General features: G+C 73.6%; 8 protein-coding genes. 4 read left to right on the top strand and 4 right to left on the bottom strand.

Annotated features, from left to right (window positions below):
* Positions 1-620: 620 nt before the first annotated feature.
* The 3 genes from ACF09C_RS01130 (at position 621) to ACF09C_RS01120 (ending at position 4366) form a co-directional block, all read left to right on the top strand.
* Positions 621-3329 carry an ATP-binding protein gene (locus ACF09C_RS01130; RefSeq protein WP_392088636.1) on the top strand — a complete coding sequence of 903 codons (2709 nt, stop codon included), beginning with the start codon at positions 621-623 and terminating at the stop codon, positions 3327-3329.
* A 146-nt stretch (positions 3330-3475) separates the two neighbouring features.
* Positions 3476-3976, top strand: a complete 501-nt coding sequence (locus ACF09C_RS01125; protein ID WP_361966387.1) for a hypothetical protein — start codon at positions 3476-3478, stop codon at positions 3974-3976.
* Between the two features lie 24 nt (positions 3977-4000).
* The gene (locus ACF09C_RS01120) at positions 4001-4366 is read left to right on the top strand and encodes an RNA-binding S4 domain-containing protein (protein ID WP_392087232.1); all 366 of its coding nucleotides are present in this window, start codon (positions 4001-4003) and stop codon (positions 4364-4366) included.
* Positions 4367-4395: 29 nt separating this feature from the next.
* Here the strand turns inward: ACF09C_RS01120 and ACF09C_RS01115 are convergent, their stop codons facing one another.
* The 3 genes from ACF09C_RS01115 to ACF09C_RS01105 form a co-directional block, all read right to left on the bottom strand.
* Complete coding sequence (locus tag ACF09C_RS01115) at positions 4396-6609, bottom strand: germacradienol/geosmin synthase (RefSeq protein ID WP_392087230.1); 2214 nt, start codon at positions 6607-6609, stop codon at positions 4396-4398.
* 158 nt (positions 6610-6767) lie between these two features.
* On the bottom strand, positions 6768-8690 hold the full coding sequence (locus tag ACF09C_RS01110; protein ID WP_392088633.1) for an N-acetylmuramoyl-L-alanine amidase: 1923 nt from the start codon (positions 8688-8690) through the stop codon (positions 6768-6770).
* A 335-nt stretch (positions 8691-9025) separates the two neighbouring features.
* On the bottom strand, positions 9026-10150 hold the full coding sequence (locus ACF09C_RS01105; RefSeq protein ID WP_392087228.1) for an aminoglycoside phosphotransferase family protein: 1125 nt from the start codon (positions 10148-10150) through the stop codon (positions 9026-9028).
* A 233-nt stretch (positions 10151-10383) separates the two neighbouring features.
* On the opposite strand from ACF09C_RS01105, the gene ACF09C_RS01100 reads away from it, so the two are divergent.
* Positions 10384-11877, top strand: a complete 1494-nt coding sequence (locus tag ACF09C_RS01100) for a hypothetical protein (protein ID WP_392087226.1) — start codon at positions 10384-10386, stop codon at positions 11875-11877.
* A 242-nt stretch (positions 11878-12119) separates the two neighbouring features.
* On the opposite strand, the gene ACF09C_RS01095 is transcribed toward ACF09C_RS01100, so the two are convergent.
* A complete protein-coding gene (locus ACF09C_RS01095) occupies positions 12120-13598 on the bottom strand; it encodes a PP2C family protein-serine/threonine phosphatase (RefSeq protein WP_392087224.1) in 1479 nt (492 codons plus the stop codon).
* Positions 13599-13673 lie beyond the last annotated feature (75 nt).

Raw genomic sequence — 13673 nt, 5'->3', positions numbered from 1 at the left:
GGTGTGCGCCCCCGGCGTGGGGGTGGAACGTGGTGGTACGCAGCGGTGGTAGGGACCGCCGGGGTTTCGGCCTGTTCGAGCGCGAGGCGGAACTCGCGGCGGCGGAAGAGGCCCTGAACCAGTTGACGGGTCTGGGCGGGGACGGCCGGTGGCCGGCAGCGGGCGACGACGGGTGGCGGGGGACTCCCGGCGCGCCCTCCGGAGACGGCGACACCGGCGTGGACGGTGGCGGTAGCGGTGGCTCGTGGTCGGGCGCCGGTGACGACGGTGGCTGGTGGCCCGGCATCGGCGACGACGAGTGGCGCACGGCCGGTGGGGACCGGCCCGGGCCGGAGGGCGGCGACGCTCTCCCGCCCCAGCGGGCGGGGATCGACAGCCCGGCCGTAGCCGCCGGCCCGCGGCGTGCGGGCGGCGAGGGCGGTGGCCCGGAGGCGGGCGACCGGGGCGGCGTGCCACTTCCGCGGTCCGACGCCGACGCCGACGCCGACACTCCGGCCGCCCGCGTGGGCGTCCAGGCCGGCAGCCCCACGCACGTCGGCGGCGCCTCCTCCCGCACGCCCCAGACCCCGCGCGGCGGGGTCCTCGCCTTCGCCGCGCCCGCAGGCCTCGGGAAGACCACCCTGCTCGCCGAGATCCGGCGCCGCGCGGGTGCCAAGGGGTGCACCGTGCTCGCCGCGCGCGGCGGCGACCAGGAACAGCGGGTCGCGTTCCACGTCGCCCGGCAGCTCCTCCAACCGCAGCTCGCCACCGCATCCGACACCGAACTCCGCGCCCGCCTGGGCAGTTGGTACGACATCGTCGGCCCGGCCCTCGGCCTGTGCGCCCCCGCCGACGGCGGGCCGCCCGACCCGCAGGGCCTGCGCGACGGACTCGACTGGGTCCTCACCCACCTGGCCGTCCGGCGCGCCCCGCTCGTCGTCGTCCTCGACGACGCCCACTGGGCCGACCCCGAGTCCCTCGGCTGGCTCTCCGCCTTCGCGCCCCGCGCGGAGGAACTGCCCATGCTCCTGGTCGTCGCCTACCGCCCCGACGAACTCCCGGACACCGGAGCCGAGTTCAAGGGGCGGCGGTCCGGGCGGCGGCCCCTCGGCCTGGAGCCGCTCACCTCCTCCGCCATCGCCCGTCTCGTCCGCGACCGGGTCGGCGCCCACGCCGACGACACCTTCTGCCGCGAGTGCTGGACCGTCACCTCCGGCAACCCCTTCGAGGCCGTCGAACTGGCCGCCAAGGTCCGCGACCGCGGCCTCGAACCCCGCGCCGAGGCCGCCCACGAGCTCCGCGACCTCGCCGCCGCCGTCAAGGGCCACGGCCTCGCCGCGACCCTCGAACGGCTCGGCACCGCGACCGTCCGGCTCGCCTGGGCCTGCGCCGTCCTCGGCACCGAGATCTCGCCCCAGCTCGCCGGGGCCGTCGCCGGTCTCGGCACGGAAGCCGTGGCCGAGTGCGCCGGGCGGCTGCGCGAGGCCCGCGTGCTCGCCGGCACCGAGACCCTGGAGTTCGTCCACCCCCTCATCGCCACCGCCGTCTACCAGGCCATCCCGCCCGCCACCCGGGTCGCCCTGCACGGTCAGGCGGCCTGGTGCGTGACCGACGCCGGGCTCGGCGCCACCGCCGCCGCGCGCCATCTCCTGGAGACCCACCCCGAGCAGGACCCCTGGGTCGTGAGCCAGCTGCGCGAGGCCGCCCGCGAGACCCTGCGGGCCGGTGCCCCCGACGCCGCCCGCCGCTTCCTCGCGCGCGCCCTGCGCGAACCTCCGGCCGACGAGGAGCGCGCCGCCGTCCTCTTCGAACTCGGCAGCGCCTCCCTGCTCACCGAACCCGCCACCACCGTCAACCACCTGCGGGCCGCCCTGGAGGAGCCCGTCGCCGACCCGGCGCTGCGCCACGGCATCGTCTACCGCCTCTCCCAGGTGCTCGCCCACAGCGACCGGCTCGTCGAGGCCTCCGAACTCCTCGGCCGCGAGTCCCGGCTCACCACCGACGCCCGCAGCCGGCTGCGCATGCAGACCGAGAAGTTCATGTGGGACGCCTTCCGCGCGGACGAACCCGACTCGCCCGCCCGCTCCCGCCGCCTCGCCCGGCTCGCCGACCGGCTCACCGGCCGTGACCTCACCGAGCGGTACGTCATCGGCCTGCGCGCCTGGGACGCCACCCTGCGCGCCGAACCGTCGACCGTCGCCGTCGGCCACGCCGAGCGCGCTCTGGAAGGCGGCCTGAGCTGGGCCGACGAGAGCCGCGGCTTCGAGGTACCGGTCCTGGTCGCCCTCACCTTCCTCTACGCCGACCGCCCCGGCCGCGCCGAGGAGCTCTTCGCGGCCGGCACCGCCGAGTTCGAGCGGCAGGGCTGGCGCGGCGCCCACCTCTCCTTCGCGTACACCCTCCTCGGGTACATCCGGCTGCGCCGCGGCCGGCTCGTCGAGGCGGAGGACTTCGTCCGCGCGGGGCTGCGCCTCGCCGAACGTGTCGGCCCCCGCACCCCTGCCCTCTGGTACGCCGTCGGGGTCGCCGTCGAGGTGCTGCTCGCCCGCGGCCGGGTCGAGGAGGCCGACCGGCTGGCCCGTACCCACGACTTCGGCGAGCCGTTCCCCGCGGCCGTCACCTTCCCCGACTCTCAGACCGTCCACGCGGAACTGCTGCTGGCCCTGGGCCGGGTCGACGAGGCGGCGACCGAGCTGGCGGCCGTCGGGCGCCGCCTCGACCCGCGCGGGATGCGCAATCCCGCGTGGTGCCCCTGGCAGCTCCACCTCGCGCTCGCCGAGGCCGCGAAGACCCCCGAGCGGGCCCGTGAGACCGCCCGGGAGGCGGTCGCCAGGGCCCGGCAGTACGGTGCGCCGTCCGCGATCGGCCAGGCGCTGCGCGTGACCGCCGAGGTCGTGGGCGGCGACGAGCGGGTCAAGCTGCTGGAGGAGTCCGTGGACTGGCTGGAGCGGTCGCCCGCCGCCTACGAGCTGGCGCGCTCCCTGGTGGCCCTCGGGGCCGCGCTGCGGCGCGCCGGTCGCACCGGGGAGGCAGCCGATCGGCTCTACCGTGGCCTGGAGGCCGCCCAGACCTGCGGCGCCGACGGCCTCGGCGAGGCGGCCCGTGCCGAGCTGGCCGCCTCGGGGCTACGGCCGCGCGCCCTCCACCCGGCCGGCACGGACGCGCTCACCGCCAGGGAACGGCTCGCCGCCGATCTCACGGTCCGCGGCGAGGACCCCGCCGGCGCCCTGAAGGCCGACCGGGGTGCCGTCACCCTGCTGCTGTCCTCCGTCTACCGCAAGCTCGGCACCGACCGGACGGGGCTCGCCCAGGCCCTCCGCCGCTCCGACGGCTACTCCCGCCCCGCCTGACCGAGCGGCGGCGGGCCCACCACGCGGCCCGCCGCTCGGCGTGTCGGTCGACGCGTCGGTCGGCGTGTCGCGGGTCGCCGCGGAGCGCCCGCGCGGGACCCGCCCCGGCGCGTCGCGGTGGGGGCCGGGACACGTACCATGGCCGTATGTCCTTCCTCCGCCGCCGCAGCGCCGCCACACCCGCGGGCCCGGACTTCGATGTCCTGGCCATGGACCCGGGGGACTGGCCCGGCAACCTCGGTGCCGGTCTGCTGCCCGCGCCCGACGGCAGCTGCCAGGGCGTCTTCCTCCGCTACGACCTGTTCGGCGGTCGCGGCCCCGCGATGATCATCGGCAATCTGCCGGAGGGCTCCCCGGCCCGCGAGCTCGCCGAGGGGCAGATCCCCTTCGAGGTCGCCCAGCTCCTCGCGGCCCTGGAGAACGACGAGCCGGTCGAGGTCCTCGACACCGAGGACATGCCGGTGATGCAGGGCGACAACCTGCTGATCGTGCGCCGGCTCAAGCTCTCCGAGAGCCGGATCGCCTGCGTCCAGTTCGACCGCAGCGACAACGTGCTCGTGACGATCGCCAGTTGGGACCGGCCCATCACCGACGATCTGTACGCTCTGCTCAAGCCGCTGCCCGCAGAGCTGTTCCAGCAGGGCTGACCGCGAGACGAAGGACGGGGGCCGATGAGCGCACGCGTCGACAGCTGGATCTGGGCGGTCCGCCTCACCAAGACCCGCTCGCAGGCGGCCGCCGCCTGCCGGGCGGGCCATGTCAAGGTCAACGGTGACCGCGCCAAGCCCGCCCAGCCGGTGAAGCCCGGCGACGAGGTGCGCCTCTTCCACGGCGGCCGGGAGCGGATCGTCGAGGTCAAGCAGCTCCTCACCAAGCGCGTCGGCCCGCCCGTCGCCGCCGAGGCCTACGTCGACAACAGCCCGCCGCCGCCCCCGCGCGAGCACGTGGCCCTCGCCGCGGTACGCGACCGCGGCGCCGGCCGTCCCACCAAGCGCGAGCGCCGCGAACTCGACGAGTTGCGCGGCCGCTCCGTCTGAGACCGGGAGCGACCGCGCCACGGGCGGCCTCAGGGCACGAACAGCTCCGCCAGCCGCGCCGCCGATGTGCCGATCCGGGCGGTCCCGATCCCGCCCGCACCGACCCCGGTCGGGCCCACTCGGGTCAGCGCGCCGGACGCGTGCACGTCCTCGGGGCCGTAACGACGCGCGACCCGGTGCCAGTTGAGGATGCCGGCGAGCCAGTCCTCCAACTCCCTTACGTACGCGGCGAAGGCGGCCCTGCCTTCCGCGTTCAGGCCGAAGTCCTCGTACAGCAGTGGGAGTTCGTGCTGCTTCAGATGCTCGAACTGGCGCAGGCGTCCGCGCATCAGGTCGTCGACCATGGCCACCGCCGTCGGGTAGTCGCAGTCGAAGAAAGTCTGGAGCACCAGGACACCGTTGTGGACCTCGCCCTCCACCTCGATCTCCTTCTGGTAGGAGTAGAGGTCGTTGAGGAGGGTCGCGTAGTCCGCCGCGGAGTTCTCGAGGGCTCGAGCCGTACCGCTGCGCAAGATCTCCCGCGGCAGAGACTCCGGGCGCCGCAGCTTGCAGAGCAGCATCGTGAGCTCGGAGCCGAAGGTCGTGCGCCGCATCTCGATGTAGTCGACCGGGTCGGGCACCCGGTGCTGCGCCTGGTTGTGGAGCTCCCACAGCCAGCTGTCGAGCATCGCGTCGACGGCCACCCGCAGCCGTTCGCGGGCCTCCGGAGCCATCGGCGCTGCGGTACGGGCCCACAGGTCGGCCAGCGCGCCCTCCAGGGGGCTCACGGCGAACGCCCGCCCGGCCTCAGGATCCTCCAGTGACATGACGGACTTGAGCCGCTCCGTGCATTCCTTCGCGCCGATCAGGTTCCGCAACCGGCCGAATACGAGCGGAAGGTAGTCGTCGGCGTAGGTGCCCCAGGCCAGCCACTCCGTGCTGAGTTCCAGCTCCTCCAGGGTGGCGTCCGGGTCGAGCCCCGCCGCACAGACCGCGAAGTCGAACCCCTCCGCCTTCTCCCGGTCCCAGATGTCGCCGAACAGCCCCATCCGCTCCGACCAGTCGAGCGAGCGCCGCAGCGCCTCACGGCGGTGCGGGCTGAGCGTCAGCGGGTAGGGCAGGTCGAAGGCGGGCAGCAGCGAGGGCCCGACCAGCTGGTGCGGAACATGCGTCAGCGCGCGCAGCCGGGCGTCCGCGGGCCGGCCGAAGAGGGTACGGATGTCGAGGGCGGAGGTGCCGAGGACCCCGTCGAGACGCGAAGGCCCGGTGTCCAGGCCCTCGTTCATATAGCGGCTGGAGCGCATGTGCCATTCGTGGCCGCCGGACTGCCAGTCCTGAAGACCCTTGGCGTACGCGGCGATCGCCGCGCACTCCTCCGGGGTCAGCCCCTTCTCCAGGCAGAGGGCGGGGACTTCGGTGAGGGCGGTGTTCTCGAACTGGTGGAGCCGGGAGGTGAGCAGGTCGTTGACGGCCTCTGCCGCCTGCTGCGTCGTGCACCCGAGGAACCTCTCCAGGACGAGGACCCCGTTGCTGTTCTCGCCTTCGTCCTCGACCTCCCGCTGGTACGAGAACAGGTCGTTGCGCAGGTGCACCGCGTCGGAGAACGTGTCGCGCAGCACGAGCAGCGGCCGGGCGTACGCCACCTGCGCGGGCACCTCGGCGCCCGCCGCGTACTCCACGAGCCCGGCCGACCAGGGCGCGCCGCCCACCTTGCGGCGCATCTCGATGTACTCGACCGGGTTGGCGATCCGGCCCTCGTTGATGTTGTCGAGCTCCCACAGCGACTCGTTCAGGAGCGCCTCGGTCGCGGTGGCGAACCGTTCCCGCCAGCCGGCGGACATGGACGGCACCGTGCGCCGCCACAGGTCGGCGAGCCCCGCCTCGACGGGGTTGGCCGGCGCGGGCATCACGGCCGACGGGTCCCCCGGCATGAAGAGCGGCAGCCGGTCGAGGTACGCCTTGCTCCCCGGCCGGTCCTGCGTGCGTTTGAAGACCTCGAGGAAGTGGTCGTCGAAGAAGAAGACCCAGGTGTACCAGTCGGTCACCAGGGACAATGCCTCCGCGTCGCAGTCGGGGTGGGTGTACGAGCAGAGCAGCGCGTAGTCGTGGGACTCGAGGTCGTGCTCCTCCCAGACGCCGGAGCCCTCCAGCATCCCCATGGACCGCGCCCACTCACGGGTGTGGGTGCGGGCGGTCTCCACATGGGGGTTGAGCCGCGCCGGATACGGGACATAGAAATCCGGCAGAACGAAGGGCTGAGCCATGCGTGCGGGGCCTTCCGGTGTGCGTGGGCAGTGATCGGCCGAGCATTACCCCTCGCCCGGACGGCCCACGCGACACCGGGAATAGTCGTATGAACGGAAGCGAGGTGTCGCCGGGCCCCCGCCCCGCTGACACCCCGCGCGCTCTGGCCGGATTCGTCTCAGCCGCGTCGAACCCGCACGTCAGCCGCCTTCACGAAGGCGATCCGATGGCCGAATTGGATCTGGTAGTACTCCTCCTGGCCCCGGACCACCCGATGCCCCGCGGTGTCGAACGTGGGAGCGAAGTAGTACTCGCCCGGGGTGCGGCCGCCCACGACGTACGACTGACCCGCGAGCAGCTTGTACGGCAGCGGGGAGACGGCCTGGACCGGGACCCCCGCCGGATAGGCCGAGGGCTCGGGGTAGGCGCGCCCGTACACCGGCACCTCCGCCAGGCCCTTCCTCGGGGTGAGCAGCAGGCCGCGCGAGTCGACCGCCGTCCGCCCGCCCTTCGGATCGTGGAACCAGGCCTTCTGCCCCAGGTACCAGATCGCCGTCCAGTCGCCCCGGCGCTCCGCCACCGCGTAACTCTGCCCGGTCGACGCCCGCGCGCCGGTGTCGTTGACCCCGGTCGTCGATTCCTCGCCGCCCGGACGCAGCCCGACGTCCTTCACCAGCGGCGCGTCGAGGCTGGGCGCCGTGTACAGCCTGACCGCGCCGCTGCCGTGCGGGGCGCAGGCCTCTCCCGCCTTCACACACCCCGTGTACGTCGGCTGGTGCGTGGCGTACGAGGGCCGGATCGTCACCACGCGCGCCTCAGGACCCGCGCTCGCCGTGAACGGGCGGCCGAGGAGGCGGAAGTAGTGGTCCCAGTCCCAGTAGGGACCCGGGTCGGTGTGCATCCCGCGGATCGTCGAGGTGACCGTCCCGGGCACGTTGTCGTGGCCGAGGACGTGCTGCCGGTCCAGCGGGATGTCGTAGCGCCCGGCGAGATACCGCACGAGCCGCGCGGAACTCCGGTACATGGCCTCCGTGTACCACGAGTCCGGCGCCGTCAGGAAGCCCTCGTGCTCCAGACCCACCGACTTGGCGTTCACGAACCAGTTGCCGGCGTGCCAGCCGACGTCCTTCAGCGGCAGGTGCTGGGCGATGTGGCCGTCGGAGGAGCGCAGCGAGTACTGCCACGACACGTACGTCGGGTCCTGCACCAGCTTCAGCGTGACGTCCCAGGTCGCCTCCGTGTCGTGCACGACGATGTAGCCGATCGACTGGGACGCGGGCCGGTCCGCCTTGTCGTGGTTGCCGTAGTCCCCGTCCCCGAACTCCTCGTACGGCGCCGGGATCCACTCGCACGCCACCGTGCGCGGGCACTCCGTCGGTCCGCTGCTCGGCGCCCGCAGCCCCAGCGAGCCCACCTGCCCGCGCGCGGGCGCGACGTCCGGATCGGCCGCGAGCGTCACCACCTGCCCGCTGTCCGTCGTACGGGACTCTCCGGTGCGGATCACGTCGAACACGTCGTTCGCGTACGCCGTCGCGGTCGCCGTGTCGTCGGCGCCGGAGTAGCGCGCCACCGCGCCGAACCAGTCGGCCGGGGCGCCGCCCAGCGGCCGGCCCGACGCGCGCTGGGCCGCGGCGAGCAGCGCCGCGCCACCCTCGATGTTCGCCGCCGTGCCCGCACGCAGCTCCTCCGCGGGGACCCCGGTCAGCGCCGCCGCCCGGTCCAGGGTCCTGAGCCGTTCGGGCAGCCGGTCGCGCGTGGGCAGGGGAGTCTCGGACGCCGAGCCGTGGCGCGGGCCGCGCGCGTCGTCGCCCCGGGCGTCCTCCGTACCGTGCGAGTGGTGCGGCGCGTCGGCCAGCGCGGTCACCGCGTCCGTGAGGTGCATCGGGCCGTAGCCCCCGGTCACGCTCGGCGCGCCGCCGTGCCCGTCCCAGCGCGACTGCAGGTACGACACCGCGAGCAGCACGCTCTGCGGCACGCCCTGCCGTTCGGCCGCCGCCGCGAACTGGCGCTGCAGCGAGCCGGGCACGGGCGGTCCGGCCGTGGCCGGCGGAGCGGCCGAGAGGAGCGGGAGGAGCAGCGCGGCGGACGCCACGGCGCCCATCGCTCGGGGGACCCGTCTGCGCGACGCGGAACGGTGCAAGGCGGCCTCCAGATACCAGGGGTGACGAGGGGGCGTGCGGGGCCGGACCCGTACAGGGGTAGCGGCTTCCCGACGATCCGTCAATCACCCTCACCCACACGGGAATTCCCACGTCAGGAGCGGTTCGGGGGAGGCGTCGCGGAGTTTCGCGGCGGCGGTGCGCGGGCCTGCGGCGCGTCAGTGGAGTGGACCAATGGCCGGGTGGCGTGCGGGGGAGAACGCCGAAACGCCGTGCGCCCGGTGTGTCGGCACCGGGCGCACGGCGTGTCACCCCCGTGGGGACGGTCGGCGTGGAGTCAGCGCGTACCGACCGCCGCGCGCACGGCCCGCCGTGCCATGGCGCAGTCGTCGTGCAGCCGCCGCAACAGCCGACGCTGTTCCTCACCGGGCGAGACCGCTCCGGAGGGGACGGGAACCGAACCCGCGGGCGGAGCCTCCCTGATGGTCCGCTGCACGGCCGTCTCGTACGTACGGATCTCCCGGGTGAGCACGATCATCAGGTTCACCAGGAAGGCGTCCCGGGACGCGGGACCCGCCTGCTGGGCGAGCTGGCTGATCTGGCGCCGGGCCAGCGGCGCGTCACCGAGCACCGACCACAATGTCGCCAGGTCGTAGCCCGGCAGGTACCAGCCCGCGTGCTCCCAGTCGACGAGGACAGGTCCCGTGGGGGAGAGGAGGATGTTGGAGAGCAGGGCGTCGCCGTGGCAGAACTGACCCATGCCTTGGCGGCCACCGGCGTGCGCCAGGCCGTGCAGCAGCTTCTGCAGGTCGTCCCGGTCGCGGTCGGTGAACAGACCCAGCTCGTGGTAGCGCGCGATCCGCGCCGGGTAGTCCAGCGGGGCGTCGAAGGTCCCGGCGGGCGGGCGCCAGGAGTTGAGCCGGGCGATGGCACCCAGCGCCGCGCGCAGATCCGCGCGGGGCGGGGCCTCGACGGGGTGGCGCGTCAGCGCCGCCGCCCGCCCCGGCATCCGCTCGATCACCAGCGTGCAGTTCTCCGGGTCCGCCGCGATCAGCCGCGGCGCGCGCACCGGAGGACGGTGCCGGACGAAGGAGCGGTAGGCAGCTATTTCGTGCTGGAACCGCTCGACCCACGCGGGGGAGTGGTCCAGTAAACACTTCGCGACCGCCGTGGCCCGCCCGGTCGTTCCGACGATCAGGACGGAACGACCGCTGCGCCGCAGGACCTGCACCGGGTTGAACTCCGGGCAGATCCGGTGGACGGACGCGATCGCCATCCGTACCTGCGCCCCCTGCGGGCCCGACAGGTCGATTCTTCCACTGAGCGGTTGAGCGGCACTGCCCGCCCATCGCCTCGGCCGGACCGCCGGAGCGACGGGGGCGAGGTACGGTCCGCTCCCGGCCGGTACGGAACGGTGCTGCGGCCGGGGCGGGGCGGACACGGAGGACGATGCTGTGTACATGGGGAGACAGATCCCTTCGTGTGCCGACGAGTTGCGTGCGTCGCCCCGCCCGACCTCCGGTCCGCACCCTGGGGAATGAGGGCCGGTTGTCGGGGCGGGGTGGCGCGTTCCTACCTGACACCCGGGCGCGGGTGGCGGAACATTGAGCGCACCCTGGCGAACCCTGGCGAATAGTCGCCAGCCCTATGACAGGGGGTTACTGTCAACTCAGCCGAGAACCTGGGGGCTTAGACGTGACCGGACAGACCAACACCCGCCTGGCAGACCTCTTCGGCCTCGCCGGCTGGTCCAAGGGAGAGCTCGCGAGGCTCGTCAACCGGCAGGCGGCGGCCATGGGCCACCCGCAACTGTCGACCGACACCTCACGGGTGAGGCGATGGATCGACATGGGGGAGACCCCGCGCGACCCCGTCCCCCGGGTGCTGGCTGCACTGTTCACCGAGCGACTCGGCCGTGTCGTGACCATCGAGGACCTCGGGTTCGTACGACACGGGCGCGCCGGGAAACGGCAGAACGTCAGGAACACCGACAACCCTGACGGGCTGCCCTGGGCGCCCGAGCGTACGGCAGCGGTCCTCACCGAATTCACGGGAATGGACCTCATGCTCAACCGACGCGGCCTGATGGGCGCGGGCGCCGTGCTCGCCGCCGGCTCCGCCCTCACCAGCGCCATGCACGACTGGCTCCACACCGACCCCACGCGCGCCGCCACCGCGCCACGCGCCAACGATCCCCTCCACGCCGACCCCGCTGGGTTCGACCGCTACGAGGCCGCCCCCATCGGGTCGGAGGAGATCGAGGCGCTGGAGCGTTCCGTGGAGGTGTTCCGCGCCTGGGACGCCTCCCGCGGCGGCGGCCTCCAGCGCAAGGCGGTCGTGGGACAGCTCAACGAGGTGGGCGGCATGCTCGCCTACCACCACCCCGACCACCTCCAGCGGCGCCTGTGGGGCGTCGCCGCCAACCTGGCCGTCCTGGCGGGCTGGATGTCGCACGACGTGGGCCTGGAACCCACCGCCCAGAAGTACTTCGTCATCGCCGCCCACGCGGCGCGCGAGGGTGGCGACCGGCCGCGTGCCGGGGAGGCCCTGTCTCGTGCGGCCCGTCAGATGGTCCACCTGGGCCGGCCCGACGACGCCCTCGACCTGATGAAGCTCGCCAGGTCGGGATCGGGCGAGCAGGTGCTGCCCCGCACCCAGGCCATGCTGCACACGATCGAGGCCTGGGCACAGGCTTCCATGGGCAAGGGCCAGGCCATGCGCCGTACGCTCGGCGAGGCCGAGGAGCTCTTCGTCTCCGACCGTTCCGACGTCCCGCCGCCGAGCTGGATGCAGAACTTCGACGACGCCGACATGCACGGCATGCAGGCCCTCGCGTACCGCACGCTCGCCGAGCACGACCCCGCCGCCGCGGTCCCGGCCCAGCGCCACGCCAAGCTGGCCCTCGAACTGCGCCGCAACGGACACAACCGCTCGAAGCTCTTCGACTACATCTCGCTGGCCTCGGCCTGTTTCATCGCCGACGACCCGGAGCAGGCGGACCGGTACGCCCGGCTCGCGCTGGTCTCCATGGGCGAGACCTCCTCGCACCGCACCTGGGACCGGCTGCGCGAGATGTACCGGCTCACCGGGCAGTACGCCGGCTACGCCAAGATCGAGGACCTGCGCGAGGAGATCGCGCTGGCGCTGCCGAAGCCCGCGGCCAAGCGGCCCCGGAGCAGCGGGATCTGAGCGGATCCCCGAGGGGGTTCGACCCCAGGGGACGCGCGAAGGGTTTCTCAGGGACCGAGTATGGGACTCGGCCGCTGTCCGTACCGAAGCGTCCTGAGTCCGTCACCCGACCGTATTGAGTCCGTCCGCACGCCGACCTGACGTGCGGCGCGCACCGGCACGCACGACAAAGACACAGGGCACACCGGCCTGAGCCGCGCCGGTATGCCCTCGTAGTCGCGCCTGCTCGTGCCCGCTCGCTCCTAGTCCCCGACCCGGACCACCATCACGCAGGCGTCGTCCTCGCGGGGTGCCTCACCGAACTCCTCCACCACCGACCGTACGCAGTCCTGTGCGTCCCGTGCCCCGGCAAGGCGGGGGGCCAGGTCGAGCAGCCGCTGCGTACCCGTGTCGTCCAGGCCGCCGCGGCGGGTCAGGCCGTCCGTGTGCAGCACCAGCAGATCGCCGGGGAGCAGTCTGATGGCCGTCTCTTCGTACGAGGCCCCGGTCGTCGCTCCCAGCAGCACACCGTCCGGCCGCTTCAGGGCGCGCCCCGTTCCGCCGCGGAAGAGCAGCGGGGCGGGGTGCCCCGCCTGCGCCCACGAGAGGGTCTGGCTGGCCGGGTCGTAGCGGCAGCACATCGCGCTGCCGAGCGCCGGCTGCACCGAGGATTCGAGCAGCTGGTTGAGATGGCCCATCAGCGCCCCGGGGCGAATTCCGGCCACTGCCATTCCGCGCAGCGCGCCGAGGAGCATGGCCATGGAGGAGGTCGCGGAGACACCGTGGCCGGTGAGGTCGCCGACGGTGAGCAGCGCGTCGCCGTCGGGGAGGGCCAGCGCGTCGTACCAGTCGCCGCCGATGAGACCGGTGGTGGCGGCCGGCAGATAGTGGCCCGCCACGTCGAGCGGGGCGCCGGGGCCGCCGTGCGCGAAGCTCAGCGAACCACGCCACGGGGGCAGCACGGCCTCCTGGAGCTCCACGGCGACCCGGCGCTCGGTGCGCTCGATGTGCCGACTGCGCTGGAGGCTGTCGCGGGACTCGCGGACCGCGCGCTCGCTGCGCCGCAGCTCGCTGACGTCGCGCAGGACGGCCCACATGGAGGCCGTGCAGCCGTCGGCGTCGAGGACCGGCTCGCCCATCATGTGGAGCGTGCGGACCCGGCCGTCGGTGCGGACGACCCGGAACTCGCCGTCGATCGGCTTCCCGTCGATCAGACAGTCCGTCACCATCGCCTGCAGCACGGGCTGGTCCTCGGCGAAGACCATGGACGGCAGTTCGTCCAGGGACATCGGGCCGCTCTCCGGGTTCCGGCCGAAGATCTGGTACAGCTCCTCCGACCAACTCACCTCGTCGGTCAGGAGGTTCCACTCCGCGCTGCCGACACGGCTCAGGAGAGAGCCGGTACGGGCGGGCCCGGGGCCGCCGTACGCCGCACCGGGGTCGGAGGCGGCCTCGACCGTGTCCTCGGCACCGACGGACTCGACGCCTGCCGCGAGCGACGACTCGTCCGGGATGCCGGCCTTGAGCTGACCCAAATGGGCGCCCAGGTCGTCGAGTTGGTGCACGGCGAGATCGCAGAGGGCACGCTGCCAGCGGTTCTTCGGGTCGTCCTCGTCCAGGACCGCGTCCCGGCGCACGGCGTCCACGTCACCACGCAGACGGCGGGTCTGCGAGATCAGCGCTTCCACGGTGCCGGGCTCCGGCGGCTGGGCTGGACGGTCCGCGTAGAGAGGGGACGGCATGTCGTACTCCGATACAGGCGCGGCGCGGGCGAGCGGTGGAACGAGGCCCGGATATGACTGTTGCACAGGCGGGCA

Origin of the sequence: Streptomyces sp. NPDC014870, from assembly GCF_043081505.1 — a bacterium.
Lineage (GTDB): Bacteria > Actinomycetota > Actinomycetes > Streptomycetales > Streptomycetaceae > Streptomyces.
This window is presented reverse-complemented; position numbering and strand designations above follow the sequence as displayed.

Coding starts and splice junctions, on each gene's coding strand:
- ACF09C_RS01125 (WP_361966387.1), top strand. CDS start 3,476: ATGTCCTTCCTCCGCCGCCGCAGCGCCGCCACACCCGCGGGCCCGGAC.
- ACF09C_RS01120 (WP_392087232.1), top strand. CDS start 4,001: ATGAGCGCACGCGTCGACAGCTGGATCTGGGCGGTCCGCCTCACCAAG.
- ACF09C_RS01115 (WP_392087230.1), bottom strand. CDS start 6,609: ATGGCTCAGCCCTTCGTTCTGCCGGATTTCTATGTCCCGTATCCGGCG.
- ACF09C_RS01110 (WP_392088633.1), bottom strand. CDS start 8,690: ATGGGCGCCGTGGCGTCCGCCGCGCTGCTCCTCCCGCTCCTCTCGGCC.
- ACF09C_RS01105 (WP_392087228.1), bottom strand. CDS start 10,150: ATGTACACAGCATCGTCCTCCGTGTCCGCCCCGCCCCGGCCGCAGCAC.
- ACF09C_RS01095 (WP_392087224.1), bottom strand. CDS start 13,598: ATGCCGTCCCCTCTCTACGCGGACCGTCCAGCCCAGCCGCCGGAGCCC.